At 69.2% G+C, this 20,127-nt stretch carries 14 protein-coding genes and 1 pseudogene; 7 read left to right on the top strand and 8 right to left on the bottom strand.

The annotated features are described in order from the left end of the window. Nucleotides 1–296 precede the first annotated feature (296 nt). Together ACF1BE_RS26725 and ACF1BE_RS26720 are read left to right on the top strand one after the other, a co-directional pair. Nucleotides 297–5,231: a ricin-type beta-trefoil lectin domain protein gene (locus tag ACF1BE_RS26725; protein ID WP_392201552.1), complete on the top strand. Its 4,935-nt coding sequence runs from the start codon at nucleotides 297–299 to the stop codon at nucleotides 5,229–5,231. 13 nt (nucleotides 5,232–5,244) lie between these two features. Further along, entirely contained in the window at nucleotides 5,245–5,943 is a 699-nt protein-coding gene (locus ACF1BE_RS26720) for a hypothetical protein (RefSeq protein ID WP_392201551.1), read from the top strand. Nucleotides 5,944–6,559: 616 nt separating this feature from the next. Here ACF1BE_RS26720 and ACF1BE_RS26715 read toward each other — a convergent pair. After that, the gene (locus tag ACF1BE_RS26715; protein WP_392201581.1) at nucleotides 6,560–7,375 is read right to left on the bottom strand and encodes a class I SAM-dependent methyltransferase; all 816 of its coding nucleotides are present in this window, start codon (nucleotides 7,373–7,375) and stop codon (nucleotides 6,560–6,562) included. A gap of 340 nt (nucleotides 7,376–7,715) precedes the next feature. Between ACF1BE_RS26715 and ACF1BE_RS26710 the strand changes: the two are divergent. Both ACF1BE_RS26710 and ACF1BE_RS26705 read left to right on the top strand, forming a co-directional pair. Further along, nucleotides 7,716–8,002: pseudogene (locus ACF1BE_RS26710) on the top strand (alpha/beta hydrolase); the annotation flags it as partial. A gap of 72 nt (nucleotides 8,003–8,074) precedes the next feature. Beyond that, on the top strand, nucleotides 8,075–8,929 hold the full coding sequence (locus ACF1BE_RS26705; protein ID WP_392201550.1) for an endonuclease/exonuclease/phosphatase family protein: 855 nt from the start codon (nucleotides 8,075–8,077) through the stop codon (nucleotides 8,927–8,929). Nucleotides 8,930–9,409: 480 nt separating this feature from the next. Here the strand turns inward: ACF1BE_RS26705 and ACF1BE_RS26700 are convergent, their stop codons facing one another. The 3 genes from ACF1BE_RS26700 to ACF1BE_RS26690 all read right to left on the bottom strand — a co-directional run bounded on the left by ACF1BE_RS26700 (nucleotide 9,410) and on the right by ACF1BE_RS26690 (nucleotide 13,393). Continuing rightward, nucleotides 9,410–11,335, bottom strand: coding sequence for a trypsin-like serine protease (locus ACF1BE_RS26700; RefSeq protein ID WP_392201549.1), 1,926 nt, complete (start codon nucleotides 11,333–11,335; stop codon nucleotides 9,410–9,412). Nucleotides 11,336–11,619: 284 nt separating this feature from the next. After that, complete coding sequence (locus ACF1BE_RS26695; protein ID WP_392201548.1) at nucleotides 11,620–12,147, bottom strand: DUF4232 domain-containing protein; 528 nt, start codon at nucleotides 12,145–12,147, stop codon at nucleotides 11,620–11,622. A gap of 718 nt (nucleotides 12,148–12,865) precedes the next feature. Further along, on the bottom strand, nucleotides 12,866–13,393 hold the full coding sequence (locus tag ACF1BE_RS26690; RefSeq protein ID WP_392201547.1) for a DUF488 family protein: 528 nt from the start codon (nucleotides 13,391–13,393) through the stop codon (nucleotides 12,866–12,868). Nucleotides 13,394–13,829: 436 nt separating this feature from the next. Between ACF1BE_RS26690 and ACF1BE_RS26685 the strand changes: the two genes are divergently transcribed. Continuing rightward, nucleotides 13,830–14,117 carry a hypothetical protein gene (locus tag ACF1BE_RS26685; RefSeq protein WP_392201546.1) on the top strand — a complete coding sequence of 96 codons (288 nt, stop codon included), beginning with the start codon at nucleotides 13,830–13,832 and terminating at the stop codon, nucleotides 14,115–14,117. 442 nt (nucleotides 14,118–14,559) lie between these two features. Next, nucleotides 14,560–14,718 (top strand): hypothetical protein, encoded by a 159-nt coding sequence (locus ACF1BE_RS26680; RefSeq protein WP_392201545.1) that lies wholly within the window; start codon nucleotides 14,560–14,562, stop codon nucleotides 14,716–14,718. A gap of 180 nt (nucleotides 14,719–14,898) precedes the next feature. Here the strand turns inward: ACF1BE_RS26680 and ACF1BE_RS26675 are convergent, their stop codons facing one another. From ACF1BE_RS26675 to ACF1BE_RS26665, 3 genes are read right to left on the bottom strand one after another with little or no spacing between them, the layout of a single operon-like run. Further along, the gene (locus tag ACF1BE_RS26675; RefSeq protein WP_392201544.1) at nucleotides 14,899–15,759 is read right to left on the bottom strand and encodes a lasso peptide biosynthesis B2 protein; all 861 of its coding nucleotides are present in this window, start codon (nucleotides 15,757–15,759) and stop codon (nucleotides 14,899–14,901) included. Then, entirely contained in the window at nucleotides 15,756–17,636 is a 1,881-nt protein-coding gene (locus ACF1BE_RS26670) for an albusnodin/ikarugamycin family macrolactam cyclase (RefSeq protein WP_392201543.1), read from the bottom strand. The genes ACF1BE_RS26675 and ACF1BE_RS26670 overlap by 4 nt, the downstream gene beginning before the upstream one ends. A 17-nt stretch (nucleotides 17,637–17,653) precedes the next feature. Next, nucleotides 17,654–17,854 (bottom strand): lasso RiPP family leader peptide-containing protein, encoded by a 201-nt coding sequence (locus tag ACF1BE_RS26665; RefSeq protein ID WP_392201542.1) that lies wholly within the window; start codon nucleotides 17,852–17,854, stop codon nucleotides 17,654–17,656. Nucleotides 17,855–18,028: 174 nt separating this feature from the next. Between ACF1BE_RS26665 and ACF1BE_RS26660 the strand changes: the two genes are divergently transcribed. Further along, nucleotides 18,029–18,157 (top strand): hypothetical protein, encoded by a 129-nt coding sequence (locus tag ACF1BE_RS26660; RefSeq protein WP_392201541.1) that lies wholly within the window; start codon nucleotides 18,029–18,031, stop codon nucleotides 18,155–18,157. A gap of 78 nt (nucleotides 18,158–18,235) precedes the next feature. Here the strand turns inward: ACF1BE_RS26660 and ACF1BE_RS26655 are convergent, their stop codons facing one another. After that, a complete protein-coding gene (locus tag ACF1BE_RS26655; RefSeq protein WP_392201540.1) occupies nucleotides 18,236–19,483 on the bottom strand; it encodes an ROK family transcriptional regulator in 1,248 nt (415 codons plus the stop codon). Nucleotides 19,484–20,127: the final 644 nt, after the last annotated feature.

The raw sequence follows: 20,127 nt of genomic DNA, 5'->3' as shown, positions 1-20,127 counted from the left end.
GGCTCACCGGGAGGTCAGGGAAGCGACTTTCACAAGCCGCACACAGGATCCGCATGCGTCTCTCATGAGCTCTCTCGTTACCGCCCGTAACTACCCCTCGTCACAACGCCCTTGCCCGGAGAATCACCGGCATGTCTATGGTGTCGTCCGCTCCTGGAAGGACCTGACCAGTCCACCTGTCCAGGAGTGTCCGGCGCGTCCACGGGGGGAGCGCCCTGCACCACGTGCGGCCCCACGCGCGGGGCTGACGTGTCCCTCCCAGGAGTGCCTGCAGCAGCCACCCCCTAAAGAGAGGGATGCGCGTGTCGCGTAGACCTGCACGGAAGCAAGGCAAACACCCCAGATGGTTGGCCGGTCTGGCGACTCCGGTCGTCCCGCTCGCCTCCCTTGCTCTCCTCGCCACCGTAGCGGTCCAGCCGGCTTCGGCTGTCGGCCGTGATCCACGCAGCGCTCCGGCCGCCGACTCCTACGACGGGTTCGACGCCAAGGCCGCCGAGCAACTGCGCTTCGACCAGTGCCTGATGGCCGACGGCCTGCGCAGAGGCGGGCCGAACATGTACGGCCTGGCCAGTGCCTCCCTGCCGCTGCCGGCGGACCAACTGCACCAGAAGTCGGATCGCACCTATGGCACCGGCGCCTTCGCCCAGGCATGGCAGAAGGACAATGACGACTCCGACGCCTGGGTGAAGAAGACGGAGGAGACCCGCCAGTCGTGGAGCACCGCCGTCAGCGGCCTGGACGACTACCCCGGCTCCGCCGAGAAGGAGAACTTCTTCGACAAGACGGGGCTGCTTCCCTGGCTGTACCAGTCGTACTTCAAGTCCGTCGACTTGCTGTCGCCGTTCTACGAGCCGTCACCGCAGGCGGACGACAAGACGAAGAAGGCTGCCCTCGCCCTCGGTGACCCGCTGTACACCAGCGGCGGCACCAGCGCGGAGCAGGAGGCGTGGAAGCTCTGGAAGAAGAATTCCGGCGACATCGTCCCCAACCAGCTCTTCGTTCCACGAGTGTTCGCCGACGACGCCCGCATCTTCCTCGCCTCCGGAGGCTTCCCCAGGACCGCGCCGGCACCGGACACCCCGGAGTTCCGCATCGCGGTCGAGGACCTGAAGACCCGGTTCGCCTCGTGCGCATGGCACGACCCGATCGACCCTGACCGGGTGCTGGGCAAGGAGGTGGCGCAGGCGTCCACCGAGTGGCAGCAGGAGATCACCTCCCAGGCCACGCAGCGCAACCAGATCCTCTCCGCCAGCAGCAGCGCCAACAAGGCGTTGCAGGACGGCACGTTCGCCCTGGGCAAGTTGCTGGGGCAGTCCTGGATCGCCGACTATTCCACCCGCTGGCTGGACTACTACACCGAAGGCGGCTTCAACTGGATCGGCGACGGCCAGTTGGAGATCCAGGTGCCGGGCGCTGCCGGCAAGTGCCTCGACGTCGCGGGCGCGGCCAAGACCAACGGCACCCCGGTCCAGGTGTACACCTGCAACGGCGGCGCGAGCCAGAAGTGGCAGCGCATGGGCTCCTACGACGGCGGCTACACCCTGGTCAACCCGAACTCCTTCAAGTGCCTCGAGGTGCTGAACGGCAGCAACGCCGACGGCACGAAGATCCAGATCCGGGACTGCGGCAGCGCCAAGGCCCAGCAGTGGAAGTTCGACGTGCGTAGCGCCGGTCCGCTGGTGAACGCGGCGTCCGGCAAGTGTCTGCACCTGCCGACGTTCGACAACAGCAAGGACGCGGTGCTGTCGACGTGCAACGGCTCCGCCGCGCAGAAGTTCCGGATCGTGGCCAAGACCCACACCGGCAGCGCACCGGCGAAGGCCGATGTGGACAAGGCCAAGGCCGCCATCGCCGCCGCGCAGGCGGAGGCGAAGAAGCAGCTCGCCGTGGTCAAAGCACAGCTGACGACCGCTCAGAAGGCCGTGACCGCGTCGGACACCGCGCTTCAGGCGGCGTACGGCATCGCCGACGCCAATGGCGCGCCGCGGGGCCGTGGTCTGCTGGTGGGCCTGCAGAAGGACCAGGTCACCAAGGGTACGGCTGCCGCGCTCGCGGCGCTGGAGAAGGCCGGTGAGACGGCGGAGGCGGCGACCCGTGCCGCTGCCGGGGACAGCGCCACCATCGCGCAGCGCGCTCTGGCGCAGGCGGCGCAGTCCAAGGCGGAGTTCCGCAAGAAGGCCGCCGAGGCGGCCGAGTGGCAGGCCAAGGCGGCAGCGGATGCGGCCAAGGTGCACCGGGACAACGCCAAGAAGGACAAGGAGACCGCGGAGGCCAAGCTCGCCGTCGCCGTGAAGGCGGAGGGCGACGCGAAGGCGGCCGCTGCCGACGCGCACGCCAAGCGCCTTGACGCGGAGGCCGAGGAGAAGACGGCCAAGGCGGAGAAGGAGAAGGCTGCGGCCAAGCGGGCCGAGGCCGCCGAGCACAAGAAGAACGCCGAGTCCGAGGCGACGAAGGCGAAGGACGCCAAGGACAAGGCCGAAGCGGCCGAGAAGACGGCCGACGACCGGCGCGACGACGCGGTCAAGGCCAAGGACCACGCCAAGGCCATGCGCGACGACGCCTGGGACGCCGAGCAGAAGGCGGACGCGGCTCGCGCCAAGGCCGACGCCAAGCAGTCCTACGCCGACAAGCTGGAGTCCGGCGACGCGGCCGACGCCGCACGTGCCGCCGCCGACGAGGCGTACCAGCACGCCGACGACGCCGAAGCCGCGGCGGGAAGAGCCCGTTCGGAGGCCGATGCCGCGACCAAGGCGGCGGCCGACGCGGACGCCGCGGCCACCCGTGCGGAGGCGGCGGCGAAGCGCGCCCGCTCGGACGCGGATGCCGCGCAGGCGGCCAAGCTGAGGGCGGATGCGGCTGTCAAGACGGCCACCAGCGCCGCCGCGGACGCGATCACAGCTGCTCAGCATGCTGCGTCCGAGGCGAAGACGGCGGTGAAGCTGGCCGACGAGGCGGAGCAGCACGCCAAGGACGCCAAGACCGAGGCCGACGGCGCCAACGCGGAGGCCGGCAAGGCCGTGGCCGCCGCGGCGAAGGCCGCCGGATTCGCCCACGTCACCGCGCAGGCCGCCGTGGACGCCGGTAAGGCGGCCCAGCAGGTCGCTGCTCCCGCCAACGACGCCGTGGAGCTGGGCTCGCCGTACGTGGACACGGACTCGGCCGCTGGTCTCGTGGTGCTGACGGGGCAGTCGTCGAAGACGATCGCGGAGCAGCAGCAGGCCGTCGCGGACGCGCACGCCAAGAACGCCGCCGCCGAGGCCGACGCGGCGAAGAACCTCGCCGACCAGGCCAAGGGTGACGCCAGGGAGGCGTACACCCACGCGGCGAACGCCGCCAAGTACGCAGCTGACGCGCGTACGTACTCCAAGGAGGCCCTGGGCTACGCGGCTGACGCGGCGAAGGCCGCTGCGGCGGCGCAGGCGTCACTGGCCCGCACCATCGAGTACGACAAGCAGGCCGCCGACGACGCCGCGGCAGCCGACAAGGCGGCCGGCAACGCCGAGGGCTACGCCAAGGACGCCCGCGACTCCGCAGACGCCGCCGAACTCGACGCCGAAGCAGCCCGCTCCGCCGCCGCCCAGGCCGAACAGGACGCCAAGGACGCCCGCGCGGCGGCCGACCGCGCCGACGCCGCCGCGACCGAAGCAGAGCAGGCCGCCAAGGACGCCGCGAAGTACGCCACCGAAGCCCAGGAGGCGGCCGACCGGGCCGAGAAGGCGGCCAAGGCCAAGCAGATCGGCGACGGAACTGTCACCGACGAGCACGGTTCCATCGGCAACGTCTTCTATGTCATCGACCACATCGAGAAGATCGGCACCCCGGAGGTCGTCAGCAAGACGGACGGCTGCGACCACTGGTGGAACCACCTCGCCTACCGGGGTAACTGCACGATCACCTCGAAGATCCGGTACAAGGCAGTTCTGAGCCTGTACCTGTGCACCGCCGAGGGCATCGACCCCCAGAAGTTCACGTGCCCTTCGGGCGCCACGACGTACCTCGGTGAGGTCAAGACCGACGAACTGTCCCAGCAGGTCACGCACAACATCACGATCGCCGAGTGGCAGGACGGTGTTGATCCCATCGACATCCTCTTCGGCAGCTGGGTCAAGTGCGCCCAGAAGTTCACCTCCGGCTTCGAGAGCGGAAGCTGGGGCGGCTGCGCCTGGGCGTCCCTGGACGTCGCGAGCCTGTTCGCGGGCAAGATCATCCGGCCCATCGCGGAAGCGCTGCGCGCCGTGGACGCCGCGTTCGTCACCGGTATCGGCGTCCGGGACGCGTTCAAGGCACTCAAGGCCATCGAAGGCATAGACGCGGCGGCGGTCGCCGCGATCGAGCGGGAAGTCGAACTGTACGAGGAGATCACGACCTCGTGCACCCGCAACAGCTTCCCCGGCGGCACCCAGGTGCTCATGGCCGACGGAACGCGCAGGCCCATTTGGGACGTCCGCGTCGGCGACCTGGTGCTGGCGACCGACCCCGCCTCCGGGCAGGGGCGACCGGAGCCGGTCACCGACACCTACCGGCATGACACGACTCACCTGGTCGACATCACCGTGGCCGGTGTCGGCATCCTGACCAGCACGGCCGGACACCGCGTCTACGTGGACGGACAGGGCTGGGTCCACGTCTCCGACCTGCGCGTCGGGGAACGGCTGCGCGCGGCCGACGGCTCCCTGCAGACGGTGACCGCTCTGCGCGACCGGGCCGGCGTGACCTCCCAGCGCGTCTACGACCTCACGATCGACGGTCTCCACACCTTCTACGTTCGTCCGCGGGGCGGGCAGTCCGGGGAGGTGCTCGTCCACAACTGCCTGAACCTGGCGGGGGACGAGGGCGTTGAGGGGGCTCACACCCTCAGAGACCACGTCAATCTGCCGGATGGGGACATGGCTGCGGAGGCCGTGAAGAAGGGGCGCGCCACCAAGTGGAACGACCAGGAGACCGCCGTCAAGAGCGTGCAGGCCGCCTTCGAGAACTGGATCAAGAAGAAGAGCAACGCCAAACGGCTGGAGAAGTGGCTCTCCGACCAGTCCCACAACAAGTCCTTCGACTCTCGGTACGATCTGCTCGAGATCAAGTGGGAGCTCCGGGACCAAGGGTCCCTCGGACGCGTGTGGATCAAGGACGGTCCGCAGGGCGTGGCGACCGGTAACAAGGTGGTCATCCAGCTGAAGTACGCGCCCAAGCACAAGCCGAGCAGATACGTGGTCTACACGTCCTACCCGGAGTGAGAGGGTGACACTGATGGCAAGGACGGACGCACAGCGGGAAAGCGCCGGGCGGCAGGAATTCATCGTGGACATCGGGCTGAGCTGGTTGGCCATGAAGTCCGGCTATCCGGTGTGGCTGTCCGCCGAGGACCACGACAGGTTCGTTCCGAGCAGCGGGCCGGTGGACGTCCAGCTTCGTCTGGTGGAGGACGCCGGCGCCGAGGTCGGCCGCACCATCGTCCTCCAGATCGGTGAGGACGTGCGCAGGCTGCTGGCCTCGAACCTGCCGGACGAGGTGCTCCGCACCGTATGGCTCGGAGCCACGAAGCGCTACTTCGACCCCGCGCAGCACGACCTGACGGGGCGGGAGTGGCTGCGCCGCATCGAAGCGGCGTGGACGACCGGCATACGGCGGTCCGACGCGAGATTCCTCCCGTCGCCGCCGCAGCCCGTGACGGACGCGAATCTGCGCAGTGCGGTGCTGGAACAGATCGGTGCCGTCGCCGACGCGCTGGAACAAGCAGCCGTCCGCGGGTCGGTACCCGGCCTGGTCCCGGCGTTGGAGCAGGTGGTCGACCGAGCCTGTGCGGACGTCGGTTTCCGGCTGTTCCTGAGGTCCATGAAGGCGTACTTCGTGGCGATCGACGAGGACCGCTGCGACGCGTTCACCGCCCTCGGAGAGCGTCTCGGCTACCCGGAGTTCCTCGTGGACGACAACCTCAACGTCGGCTAGGGTCTTTCGTTCGGCTCAGGCCGGATCAGGGAGCGGGTTCTGGTGCCGTGCATCGCAAGGCGGAGGAGGGCGCCATGGCGGAGCCATGGCAACCGACGACAACGCGGCGAGGCGCGGTGCCAGAGGCCGCGAGCCCGGCATGATCCGAACGAGAGGACCTAGGGCCGACAGGTCTGACGGGCATCACTCAGGCCCCGCCGAGACAGAGCCATACCGGCCCCTGTCTCGGCGGGGCCTCCTGCGTCCCGCAGGGGCCGCGCCCGCGTGCCGGAGTGGCACGGTGGCGCTGCGGGCGCGGATGCGTTCGGCGAACCGGTGCCCTGTCGGCCAGGGCGAGGCAGCTGGCTTCGCGTCTCCCTGCGGTTCCTCAGGCTGGCCCGGCGTGGGACACAAGCAGCCACGGTGCCGGTAGACGCACTTCTCGGCGGCTTCGCCCAGGTTGTGCCAGAGATGCCATCGATCGGCGACCTGGAGGGCCTGCGGGCCGCCGCGGGAAGGAGGTCGACCGGGCGACGTGTCTCGACGTTCACGAGCACGGTTCCGTAGACACGGACCTCGCGCTGGGCGTACTCGCCCACGCCGACCACGCGGGGTACTCAGGGAGCCGGGAGGCGCTCTATCGGCGGACCGCCGAGATCAGTCCGCCGGGCTGCTCCTCGCGCTGCGGCGGGGTGTTGATCGGGCGGCCGTAGGCGGCAGCGCGCTCGCGCAGGGTGTGACTGTCGGCCTCCCAGCCGTGCCCGGCCAGCCAGCCAACCGGGTCGTCGGGCATCTCCGAGACCCACATGGACGCCGCCGATCCCGGCACGGCGTCCGCGCCGAAGCGCTCGATCACACCGCGCGAGCCCAACGTCAGCCCCATCCGACTGCCCGCCGCCGACTGCGTGCTGATCCGGGCCAGCAGTAGCTCCACCGCGTCCTCGGGCAGATAGATCAGTAGTCCTTCGGCGATCCACGCGGTCGGCACGGCCGGGTCGTGCCCGGCGGCGGCCAGCGCGCCTGGCCAGTCCTCACGCAGATCCACCGAGACGGTGATCCGCTCGCAGCGCGCGACGGCCCGCTCCTGGCGGAGCACCGAAGCCTTGAAGTCCAGTGGGGCGGCGGTGTCGACCTCGAACAGCCGGGTGCCCTCGGGCCAGCCCATCCGGAAGGCCCGGCTGTCCATGCCGGCGCCGAGCAGCACGACCTGCCGGACCCCGGACGCGGAGGCCTGCTGCAACAGGTCGTCGAGGAACTTCGTCCTGATGACGATGGAGAACGACACGGCCAGCCGGCGGCGTCGCGCGGCCTCGTCATCGGGCAGTGGCGCCGAGGAGGGCCACAGGCCGCCGGCAGCGGCGAAGGCCTGTGCGAGTGGGTCGCGGAACAGCGCGTTCTCCCGCTGGGTCTCCAGCGCCCGAACTCTGGCCACCCCCACCGCCGTGGCCCACACTTCCGACGGCTGCACCCGCTCCTGCTCATCAGTCACCGCGCCAGCCTAGATGATCGATTTCAGGGGGCCTGATGAGTGGAGCCGGCTTCAGGCGCGGCCAGCCGGTGATGCGCGCACTGGCCACCTACGACCCCTGAAACCACCGGAGAAGATCAACCATCAGCCTGCGTAGGCGACCAGGGTCCCGGTCGGGCGACAGACAGGTCGCCCGGGAGCGCCGTTCCAGTGCACTCCCGAAAGGCACGACCATGCGTTTCACTTCCGAGCAGCGCCTCGATGACGGCGTCCTCGAACGCGAATTCACCCTCGGTGAGATCCCCGGCATCCTCTGGACACCCGCATCGGCATCCGGCTGGCGGTGGTCGAGCCGCGCATCTCGGCTGCCGTCCTGTTCGCCGGGAGTTTCGTGCCTCGCGCCATGTTCGAGGAGGCCCAGCAGGTCACCCTCCATTGCACGTCCTGCTGCAGTGGGACGACGAAGGGAACGACCGACAGGCGGCCCTGGACCTTTTCGACGCCTTCGACTTCGAGGAGAAGTCCCCGCACGCACATCTCGGCGGGCACACCGGCGTCCCGCAGTTCGCGGGGGAGGCCGCGGCCCGGTTCTTCACCCGGCATCCGAAGTGAGGCCAGGCCGTCAGGCCGGCGGCAGACGGTAGCTGATGTCGGCCGGCCTGCCGCTCGTCGACCCTTCGCGGCATGGGCGACAGTACGATCAACGCCGTGAGCGGCTCCACGCACGGCCCGACGGGCCACCGGACGGAAGGTGATAAGTCCGTGAAGGCCCTACGACTGCTGACCATGAACACCCTCTTCACCGGCGATGTCCCGGCTCGGCTGCGTGCCCTCGGCGCGGCGCTCGACCGGTCCGATTACGACATCGTCTGCCTGCAGGAGGTCATGTTCCGCCGCAACGCCCGGCTGATCCGCCATGCCGCTCCCGCATACCGGCACTTCGCCCACTCGGGCTCGGTCCTGCTCAAGGGCGGCCTGGTGCTGCTGTCCCGGTGGCCGATCAGCCGATGGCGGTTCGTGCCGTACCCGATGACGGGCCCGGTGCGCGGCGAACTCCTCATGCGCAAGGGTGCCCAGCTGGCGTCCGTCGCCACCCCGGACGGTGAACTGGTCGTCGTGAACACCCACCTGTCGGCCAACCGCGACGACGACTGGTCCCCCACGAACCGGTACACGCGGATCACAGGCACCGAACTGGCCCGGCTCAGCGAGCTGATCGCGGGCATCGAACCCTCCCTGCCCGTCGCCGTGGTCGGTGACCTGAATGTCCCGCGCGACTCGGCGGCACTCGCCGACTTCATCGCCGCGGTGGGGCTGCGCGACATCCTCGCCGGCGACACGCGTCCGACTTACCGGCCCACACCTCGATGGCCGTCGCCGCCGGCCTTGGACCACGTACTGGTCCGGGCCGCAGCCGGGGAGACGCTGACCGGCGAGGCCGACTTCGTGTTCCAGGACGAGGTGACATTGGGTGACGGTCGCCAGGCCTACCTGTCCGACCACTACGGGGTGCAGGCGCAGCTGATCCGGTCCAAGTGACACGGGGACCGGCCCGACCGGGCTTGAGGAGCACACGGCGGCAGGCACGGAGCCGCCCGACGGGGGTAGGACGTGCACGGCGCACGGGCGGGGGCCTCTACGGACGGGCTGAGTACCGGGCGAACCAGCAACGGTCTCTCCGCTCGAAACAGCGTCAGGACGCATGGTGTCCCTCCGCGTACTGCACCTGACGTCCTGGACGCAGCGAAAACCATGCCGCAGCCCCGCCGTTCGACGGGACTGCGGGAGAGTGCCGGACCGCCGTCATGGCGGCGGCCCGGCTGGTGGATCCTCACCGCCTTCGGTGCGGCCGTTCTGCTCCTCGGCCTGCTGACCAGGGGCCGTTGGGCCCGCCGTGCCGCCGGGCGAACGGCTGGAGACGTCGCGGGTACGGGGGGTGACCCGGATCTCCTGACGTGCGGTGGGCGCGATGTCCTCGGCACCCTTCGTGTGCCGAGGACATCGGGTGGACAGCCCTGGTCAGCAGCAGGCGGCGTGAACCAGGGTTCCCTCGCTGCCCAGACGGGTGGCGCGGGTGTCCGTGTACATCGTGGTCTCGCCGTCCGACCACCGGATGACCAGGTCGTCGGTACGGCCGGTGCCGTTGTACTCGCCGGTCGTCATGACCGTGTCGTGCTTCCAGAGGTCGTTCTTGTCCAGGATGCGCCGCTCCTCGCCCAGGCCCGACGTGCCGGTGCTCACGTAGCTGTCGAGTTCGCCGTCGGTCCAGCGCACCATGAGGTCCCACTTGGCGCTGCCGGAGTACTCGCCCGCGGTGAGCAGGGTGGCGCCCCGCCAGGTGTCGTTCTTGCCCTTGAGCTTGTGCTCCTGGCCGAAGGTGCCGGCACTGACGTTGGTGTAGAGGGTGACTTCACCGTCGGTCCAGCGCACGATCAGGTCGGTGACGTACTGGGAGGAACCGAAGCGGCCCGCCGCGATCTGGGTCGCGTCCTTCCAGAGATCGTTGGGCTTGATCATCTGGTTGCCGGCCCAGTTCAGGCCTTTGGTGCCGACGTCGCCGTACAGCGTCACCTCGCCGTCGGTCCAGCGCACCAGCAGGTCGAACCGGTTGGAGCCGGTGAAGTCGCCCGCGGTGATGGTCACCGCGTGCTTCCAGGTGTCGTTCTTGCCCAGCAGCCGCCGCTCGCCGGTGAACTGACCCTTGCCGTCACTGTTGTACAGCGTGGTCTCACCGTCGTCCCACACCACGATCATGTCGCTGTGGCCATTGCCGTTGAAGTCACCGGAAGCCGTCAGCTTGGCGTGCTTCCACGTCGAACCGGCTCCCATGGTGTAGGGCAGCCGCGGCTGCCGGTAGGGGCCGTAGTCGGGGTTGCGGCCCTGCTGGGCGTCGGCATACAGCTTGAAGAAGCGGTCGCCGTACAGCGGGCTGTAGCTGATCTCGTTGTACCGGTGGTCGCTCTCCGGTACGTCCGGGCCGCCCTGCATGAAGCCGCCGACATTGCCGATGATCGTGCCGGTGTTGCCGGAGGCGTCGAGATGGGAGAACCACGGCCCGCCGGACACCCCGCCCCACATGCCCGCGCAGTTGATCTGCATCTGGTAGTAGCCGGACAGCGCGGTCGTGGAGAGGCTGGGGCAGCGCACCGCCTGGTCCTGCGGGTTGTGCGCGATCTTCGGGTAGCCGATGACGGTCACCCTGTTGGCGTAGCCGGGCGTACGGGCGAGCGTGTTGGCGCCCACGACGTCCTGGACGTTCTTACTGCCGTTGCGCTTCAGGCTCGCGAAGGCGTAGTCCATGTCGGAGTTCTTGCTCTTGTCCGAGGCGTACCGCTTGTCACGGAACCACTTGTCGACAGCCCAGACCCCGTTCGGCTGCTGGGCCGCGCTCTTGGTGTGGTCGTACATGGGTACGAACATGGATTTGGTGCCGACACAGTGCCCGGCGGTGAGAATCAGGTTGTGCCCCCCGCTGTGCACGACACTGGCCGAACAGCGGTGGCCCTTCAGGCCGGCACTGGTGCTGAAGAGCGTGCCGACGGACTTGATGCCCTTGAAGTGCTGGGCCGTGATGCCGGTGGCGGCACCCTGCTGCCGGGCCGCCGCCAAGCTCTTCGGCGGGGCGGTGCGGCCCGAGGGGTCGGTGGCCGCGGCCATGCGCTCGGGCGTCCAGAAGCGAATGGCCTCCTGGGCCGTCCAGTCGTCGTCGGCGGTCGGCACCGGTGCGGGCGAGGCCGAGGGCTCGGCCTCAGGACTGGCCGAGAGCGTCCGCGTGGGGCGGGCGCTGTGCGGTGTCACTGCGGCGGTGGGCTGGGTCGGCGCACTCGGCGCCGGTCTGCCTGGAACAGGGGCCGCGGTATCGGCCTGGGCCGCCGCGGCGTTGCCCAGCAGCAGCGCGGCGCTCAGTGCCGTGACAGCCCCGAGACGTATACGTGTATCGAGCACTTCTGGTTTCTCCTACTGAGGCAGGCTGGACGGCGGCACGAGGATGCGAAGGCAGGCCACTGCCGCGCGACAGACGGCGGCAAGCCGCTGCCGTGGGCTCCGACGCGTGATCTCCGCCGACGGCCTGCGCCGCGCTCACGGCGTACCCCCCCGGTACATTCCCCCGTGCCGCCGTGCGGCGGCTGTCGACCGACTGTGGTCAGCGGTCGCAGCGGCCGTGATCGCACGGCCGCCGTACACGTCCACTCGCTAATTCACGAGCTGATCATCACTACATACGCTCCTCAACGCAGTTGGGGCGAGCCCAGCTCAATGTCGGTGCCGCAGACCTGCGCCCGCACATGCCGGCCCTTCGCATCCGTCATCTTGATGAGGGAACCGTCCTTGGTGTGCGGGGGCACCACGGTGATGCTGGGGTCGTACTCGGCCGAGACCTCGCAACCGTCGCCGCGGACGGCCGTCGCCTCGTAGAAGAGCGGGAACTCGACAGTGCGGTCCGGGTTCAGCTGTACGTGAACCGGCGTGGCCCCCTTCTTCGGCTTCCCGTCGGCCGACGGCCCCTTGCCGATGTACACGTCGATGCTCGGGTAACCGTCGAAGACGCAGGCCTTCGATCCCTTGTTCTCGGCGCTGAGCGTGGCCACCGGCGTGTTCCGCTGCTTGCCGGGCAGACGGGTCATCTTCCAACCGAGCTGGGACGTTCGGCACGCGGCGGGACGAGCGTCGGACGAGCCCTGATCGTTGCCGCAGGCCGCGGTCCCCAGCAGTACCACCAGGCCGAGAGTGGAGACTGCCAGCGTCCGCCGTGCCATGAGGATCCCCCTGGTGAGGACATCCTGCGGGGCCCAGTGCCACCGCTCCTACCTCACCGCACAACTAGATGCGGGCAATGCGGAAGAGGTTCCAGAAGACACTGGTCAGCGAGGTCACCTGCCCTGAACCGCCGGGGCATGACGAGTGGAGCGGTATCGGTGTCGGCTGGATCCGGTCCGCGCGGCTGGGAAAGCACACGGCCGCGTGGCTGTCGCTGGTCTCGGGCACGCGGTGACAACCGGGACCGCGTCCGTCGGGGAAGCGTCCGGTGCCGGTCATGTGGACGCGGGCCTGCTCGATCGGTCATGACGGGTCGGCTCGCCACGCGAGTCGCAAGCCCCTGACCCGCCCCATGCGGCAGCGAGAGGGATCCCCCGATCGGTCGGCAGCGATACGCACGTGGTGCGGGCCGGTCGCGAGCCGCCACAGCCGGGCGCTGCCGGGCCCAGCGCCAGGGGCTTCAACTGGCATGAGGCCGGGTCGAGTGCTCGCGAGGACGCGCGAGTTGGGGTTGCGAACGACGCGACGGAAGGCCTGACACGATACCCCCGGCTGAGCGCACCTACCGGCTGATCCGCACCGTGATCCACCGCAGTACGCCGCGCCGGCCTCCGCACGAGCAGCCACGACGCGGCCCACCGCACACGAGGAGCGCCGCCATGGCCGAGCGGTGAGCGGAGCGCCATCGGAGCCGCCGGCGCTGCCCCGAGTGCTCCGTCACGGGGGCGGTGGATAGACCAGGTGCCCGTCGCGGACCTGTGCGTGCTCGTTCAGCACGGCGGGCTCAGACGTCGTGGGGGACATGATGTGCACCACCTCCGCGCCGGCGACGAGCAGGGCGTCGGTGATGAGCCGCCGGTGGCAGCGCCAGGGCACCGCCTCGCTGCACATGATCGCTGGCCGTTCGTGCTCGGCCAGCTGCAGAAGGTCGTCGAGACCCGTCGCGAACTCCTCGCCGGCCATGTAGTCGGCGTAGTCGCGGAAGGCCTTCACCCGCCACGCGCCGTTCTCGCTCGGCACGCCCACGGGAGTGTACCGGCGGCCGCCGAGACGGCGGATCCAGCGGTATCCGATGTCGGGCGGCAGGGACTGCTCGATGGCGGACCGGTTCCACTGCGGGTACTTCCGGGACGACGGGAACGAGCGGACGTCGACCAGGAAGGTCACGTCATGGGCCCGCAGCATCTCCGTCACCTCGTCGAAGTCGCGCGTCGAATGCCCGACGGTACAGATACGGTTGGTCATCCTGCCGGCACGCCTTCGTCGGGGATCCTCTGCTCCTGACACACGTACCCCATCAACTGGCGCAGCGCCGACCCGCGCGGGCAGCGCTTGGGCCACTTGGCGGGCCGGGCGAGGAACCCTCGACCGGCAGGGGAGCGGCCTGACCGCCGGCCTGGGGGGCAGGCCGGGTGCTGACAGGACCCCCGCACGTGAGCTACTTCCGGGCCGCCACCACCTGCTGCCTGTCCGAACCGAGGACCACACCGCCTACGAGCGCACCGCTTTCAAGCCCTGGGCCGACGCCGACCGGGACGGTTGCACCACCATCGTCCCGGAGCAGGGGACGAGACGGCCGCCCGGTCCCGGCGAGGGCACGTAGCGCGTTGAGCAAGAAGCCGTAGGCTTCGCCGCCATCGGCAATGGGAAGGAGGTTTTCCTCCGTCACGACCACACCGCGATGCTCCACGCCAAGACGCTCTTCGACATGCTTCGCGGCGGCGTCCACGCCCTGGCCGGCCTTGCCGACGACGCCCCCGACGAGAAGCTGCGGCAGACCAGCATCGACGTCTTGAGCGCTTGTCTCTGCTCCCCTTCACGGCTCCAACACCGTGATCGCACCAGCTACTACAAGACCAAGCAACGCCGTGACCAGCAGTTGCGGAACAACCCGGAGCGTTCGCGGGTTACTGGTGGGCGACCAGTGACGCGCGATACGGAGCCGGCAAGCATGATCCGGCAAATGTGATGCACATCACATTGGATGGAAAAGTGGTACGCGGAGTTCTCGCACGCGTTCCAACGGGACCACCTGGTGGTCCATTCAGGCCCCGGCGGGGGTGTCGGGTGGTGCCCCGCCTTCGAATTGGCGCCCACGGCACGCCCAGGCCGCCCCAGTGACGACGGCGCTCGGCCGCAGGTGTGATCCGCCGGTACCCCGCCCGCCCTGTGTGGCGCCGTCCGGAGCGGGAGCCGCCTGAAAGTCATCCGCCCGTTCCGATTCCCCACTTCGCGGGCGGCACCGCCGTGCCGATACCTGCGAATTGAATGCCCGGTCACAACAACGTTGCGGTGGACGGAGTCTGTAAACCCGTCATAAGTACCAGTAAGTGCGATTGATTTCATACAGGTTGCGGAGAACACTGGATTACGCAAGGAGGGAAGTGCCCCGGGAAAGAGGTGACGGAATCATGGGTGTCAAGATGACGATGACCACCCGCTGCTCGGTCTCACTGCAACAGGAGCAGGTGCGGATGGTCATCATCGTCGTCGTCCTCGTGCTCTGGAGCGTGCTGGCGCAGGCGCACGGGGGGACGGCACCGGTTGACGCGCTGTTCGAGCGCATCTGAGGGATGTGACGATCCCTCGCGGAGGGCGGTTGCCGAAGCAGGCGACCGCCCTTCCGCCATGTCAGGCTAGCGCAGGACTGACGGCAGGTGAAGGCCATATCCGCATCGGCTCGGCATTCCATCTTGAAACTGCCCGGTAATACCCGTCGCTGTGATCAGAGAAGTCGAGATTTGAAGAAGTCAGACGGTCAGCACACCGCGGAAAGCCTCGATGCCGTGCTCGTCGGCAGCCGTGATCGGAACGTCCTGGGCCTGGATCCAGGCGTGGAACCGGCACGGGTCGGCGGCCGTGCCGATGCACCACGTGACCCGGCGTCTGCTCAGGGCCAACAGCACCAGCGAGGCCAGGGACGTCTCGAGGCAGGCGGCGCGTCCGGGGTAACGGGCGGCGGCCTGCCGTACCGTGGCGAGAGCCGCCGCCGCCTGTGCCGCGGTGGCCTCCTGCCGGCACCAACGGTGCAACGTCCACCGCACGACCCGCAGGAGGGTGCGGAAGGGCAGCCGGATGAGCACGAGAGCGACCAGAAGACCGAGCAGCCCAACGGGCAGGGTGCGCCGGACGGGCGAGCGGCCCTCGCGGGACGGATCCGCCGGGAGATCGGCCGCCATGTCCACCTCCGCTCCGCCGGCAGTGCGCCTCTCACCGACTGGAGCAGGCGCGCGGTCCACCGGTCCGCGCACGCTCGTGCCCGCACCGTGGTCGGGGCCCGGCCCGTGCCGGGAGGAAGTCACGGACCTGTCACCGGCGGCCGGGGCCGGCGGCCCGCTCGTGGGACAGGTGGCGAGGAGGCCGCGGTCGAGGAGGGCGTCGGCGAGCCGGCGCGCGTCTCGCCGGATCAGGTCTTGGCAGGGCTCAGGGAACTGACGCGCCGTCACGCGGACGCCGGTCTCGAAATCCCGGCTGCGGCGCCACTCCTGCCACAGCAGTCCTGCCACGGGGTTCAGGGCGAAGCAGTGACCCGAGCGGGCGTCCAGCAGCACGGCGCCGCCGTGGGCACCCGGACTCTCGCGAACGTGATCGGGTACGTGCAGCCGGGTCATCGTGCCTCCCCGGCCGCGCGACGTCCGCCCAGCCACACATCCACTCCAAGGAGGCGGTTGAGTGCGGGAAAGGGAGCCGCAAGGCCGTGCACGGCCCCGTCGAGAGCGGCGATCACCCGCGCCGGCTCCACGATGCCCAGGTCGGCGAGCGGCGACCGGGCGAGGCGTACGCGGAGGTCCGCTGCGGCTCGGCGGACGCCCAGGTAGTCCTCGGCCGCGTAGGCGCCCTTGGTACGTCGGCTCAGAACGACGTCGGGTACCGCACCGGCGAGTGCCGCCCCCAGCAGTGGCTTGACGCTGAAGGGGTCCGCCTTCCAGGGCGTCGGCGGGCTCATACACGCCCGGACGACGTCACCGTCCAGGAAGGGTGCTTGCGGCCACACGCCGAAGGGCCTCGCCACATCGACGAGTTGGCTGTGCAGGCTCGCTGAGCTGCGCAGCTCGCACAGGGCTGCGCGCGTACCCGGACCCGGCTCGTCGCCGCGTACTTGCCTGGCCCGCTCGGCAGCCAGTTCGGCGAGCTCACGACGGGCCCTCGGGGTCAGCCACGAGGCCTCGGGCCCGGGGGCCGGCCACCAGCCGATGGCGTCCAGCCACTGCGGAGGGTGCGGAAGCGGCCGCTCCAGACGAGCGGCCAGGTCGTGCAGCGCCCGGTCGAGTGGGGTACGGGCCAAGCGCACCGCCTGGTAGGCGACCCTGGCGGGAGACACGCGGCGCAGTCTGCCGAGGGCGAGGGCGTCATGGGTGAGCCGACGCACGGTCCGGTACCCCGCCACCTCGCCGAGGTATGAGGGCGGCGCGGTCAGCAGGGCGTCGCCGCCCTCACCCGTCAGGTGGACTCCTCCGCCGCGGCTGGCGATGTGCGTCAGGCGCAACCGGAGCCGGGCGACGACCGCGGTGGACGGATCGGGCTGGTCGGCCGGGTACCGCGCGCTCAGAGTGGCGTACGGCAGTGAAGCGATACCGCCCTGGGTGAGGCGCAGCCGGATGGCGCTTGCCTCCCGGGCGTGGCGCTGAGCGTGCTGCAGGTCTCCCGCCGGGGCTGCGCGGTGGTGATAGACGAAGGCGTCCAACGGGTCCACCACGTCCGCGGCGAGGAACGCCAGCGAGGTGGAGTCCATGCCCCCGCTGAAGTCGCAGGTGATTCGGGCGGCGTCGCGGGCACGCACGGCGACGGCCTGCTTCAGGGAGGTGCGCAGACGGGCCGCGATGTCCTCCATGCAGGCGTCACCGTCGGGTGTGAGTGAGGCATAGGCCGACCGGGTGAGGGTGTCTGTGGCGGAATCGACGCGCAGTGCTTCGCCGGGGCCCAGCCGGTGCACGCCCGCGAAGCTCGTCCGCGTCCCGACGAGTTCGGGTACCGCGGGACAGACGATGTGCGCCGCGAGCGCCAGTGTGTCCGGACTTTCTTCCCGTCCCGTCAAGACGGCCACTGTGGTGGCGCGTGTGGAGATCACCGTACGGCCGTTGTGCCGTGCGTAGTAGAGCGGAAACTGACCGGCCGGGTCGGCGTAGGCGGTGAAGCACCCGCCCTGCTCCAGCACCAGCAGCAGATAGGCCCCTGGCCATCGGGTCAGTCTCTCCCAGTCGCCGTCGCCTGCCGAGCGCTTCAGGTCCTCCCGCATCCGCGTGGAGTCGGCAAGGCATTGGCCGACCGCGACGACCCGGACCTGCGCATGGGCCGCGGTGCGGACCTCACCGGAGTGCCAGGGCCCCCACGACCACAGCCGGGGATCGGCGGGCCACACCTGTGTCGCCGGGGCCGGTAACCGGGGGCCCGGCGGCAGGACGCCGGCGATGGCCGGACCGGAGGGAAGGCGGGGCGTGAGTATCCCGCTGTCCGGTGCCGGGCCGGCCGCGCCATGGTTGACGGGCATGACGACCACCACGACTCCTACCAGTAGTACTGGGAGTTGGCATCGGCATTGCCGTTGGGGGAACTACCCAACGTCACGTCGCGCACGTGTCCCAGATCGATGAGCACGGGGGACACATAAGGGATGTCCTCGCTCAGGGGTGGCCCATCCGGAAGAGTTCCCTTCCCTTCATCGACCGCATGGTCGGACAGGTACTCGGAAAATGCGTCATAGGTCATCGGGCCGCCTCGGGTCAAGGGCACGGCTGCCTGGTCAGAATAACGGGACATCGAAAGCGACCTTTTTGGCCACCTCGGTGCATCCCGCAGTGTAACCACGTGCACTGATGGTGCAGCCGAGATCCGGAAAGCCGTCGCTGCATCGGCTGAGCTGGAGCTTTCTCCTCACCGCGCATGCCGGCGAACGGCGCGGGCGTGATCCACTTCCTGGTCCGCAGCGCACCGGTCGTGCAGTTCGATGAATCCGGCCCACGCAATCAAAGCGGCTGTGGCGGCGGATCGACCATCGACCGTTTGTTTTGAAGAAAGGAGTCCCGGACAGACACCCAACCGCGTTCGAATGCCGCGTCTCACCCGTCACAGGCCGTGCGACCGGCGCTCCTACGGCATTCCGAAGCCTGCGTCGGCGCGATCTTCCTGGGCCGGGGCACGCGTAGTCCTCGGGCTCTCCTGGCCGCGTAGTCCGAGGACGAGGGCACCCTGTGCCTCGGCCCTCGTCTTCAGTTCGCTCAGTTCCAGGACGAAGCCGGAACTCTCGGCCACTGCACCGGGGAGTGCGAAGCGGTGCAGCGACTCCCTGCATCCTTCCAGCAGCAGCTCGCACTCGGTCAGCTGGCCGCCCACCACCACGACATCGGGATTGAACAGATTGCACAGCTGGGCGAGGACGGTACCGAGCGTCCGCCCCGCATCCTTGATCACCCGCGTGCAGACCGGGTCGTGCTCCTTGGCGGCACGGATGACATCCTCCAAGTGCTCGAAGTCCGCAGCGCCTGCCCTGGGCCGGGCCTGCCGCACCCGCTGCACCAGCGCTTCGGCACCGATCGCGGTCTCCAGACAGCCGCGCCCGCCGCACTGGCACATCGCACCATCGGGTTCCAGGGTGAGGTGACCGATCTCCCCGGCCATCCCACCGCGCCCGCGCAGCAGGCTGTTGTGGACGATGATCCCGGCTCCGACGCCGGTGGACACCTTCACGTAGACCACGGTCTCGGCGTGTTCCCGCTGGCTGTACGTCTGCTCGGCCAGCGCTCCGAGGTTGGCGTCATTGTCGATGGACGCGGGGACGCCCAACCAGCTCTCCAGATCCCGCGCAGGACTGTCGCCGGGCCGCCAGGGATGGAGGACGGGCGGCGTGAACTCGTTCGTGCGGGGATCGATCATCCGAGGTACGGCGATGCCGAGCGAGAAAACATCACGCAAGGTACATCCGGTCTCCCTGACAGCGTCACGGATCATGTCCTGCACGGCAGGTCTGGCACGGTTCCACCCCCGGGCCACCCCCTCCGAGTCGACACGGACGGACACCGTGTCGAAGTCCTTGTCGAGCCGGCGCGCGACTACCGTGACGTGGTTGAACCCGAGATGCACGCCCACGCCGACCAGTTCCGTGGGTACGAGGCACACCTTGCCGGCGCGCCCGCCGTCCGCCCGGGCACTGGCCACCATGCGTTCCTTTTCGAGTTCCCGGACCGCGGTGGACACCGTCGCCTGAGAAAGGAGGGTGCGGCGGGCGATACCGACCTGGGTGTCGGCCTTGATCGCGATGGCAAGGAGTACCTTCCGGCGGTTCTCATTACGTTTCGGCGAGCCGGCTAACCCGTTGAAGAACTCGCGAATGTCAGCCATGACGCCCCCCTTGGCATCGCATGCGCCCGCAGACTGGCCGCTTCTCCTACCGACCGTAGCAGGTGGCGCTTCGAATTGAAGGACAGGCGGCTTCGGTTGGCATGACGATCAATGCAGCAATCCGGAGTCCGGCATCCGAACACGATCAACGACGCGGATTGAAGTTGACCGAAAACGTCATTCGGGGTCAGAGAAACCCATCTGATTGACCGATAGGGCGCACCACTTGCACCTGCAGCATCACGCAGCCGTGTGCTCCGCCCACACCACGGCGCACGTGTGAACGGGATGCTCCCCACGGTTCTTCTCGCTCCGCAGGCAGGATCGCGGCGCACTGGGCTGGCGTGAGGTCGGGGCCGTCATCATCGGGATGATCGAGGAGTGGTGCCAGGGGGGTGAAGACGTCGTTCCACGGGCGGTGTCCGCCGAAGCCGTGCATCTCGTCCAGTGCGAACCCCTCGGCCTGTGCCGGCCACCTCCGGAACACTCCGAAGCCGGTGTAGACCAAGAGACGTCCGGGCTCCTGGTGTCGTCGTCTCCTGGAAACAGAACGAGCCCCACATGTCCTCCTCGTTGACCGAGCACACAAGGTTGGCCTCAGCAATGGGCGACAGCAACTGAAATGATCTCGCCGTGGCTGGTGT

The organism is Streptomyces sp. NPDC014991, assembly GCF_043080665.1.
Lineage (GTDB): Bacteria > Actinomycetota > Actinomycetes > Streptomycetales > Streptomycetaceae > Streptomyces.
Note: the sequence above shows the minus strand (reverse complement) of the source record. Positions and strands in the feature narration are given on the sequence as shown.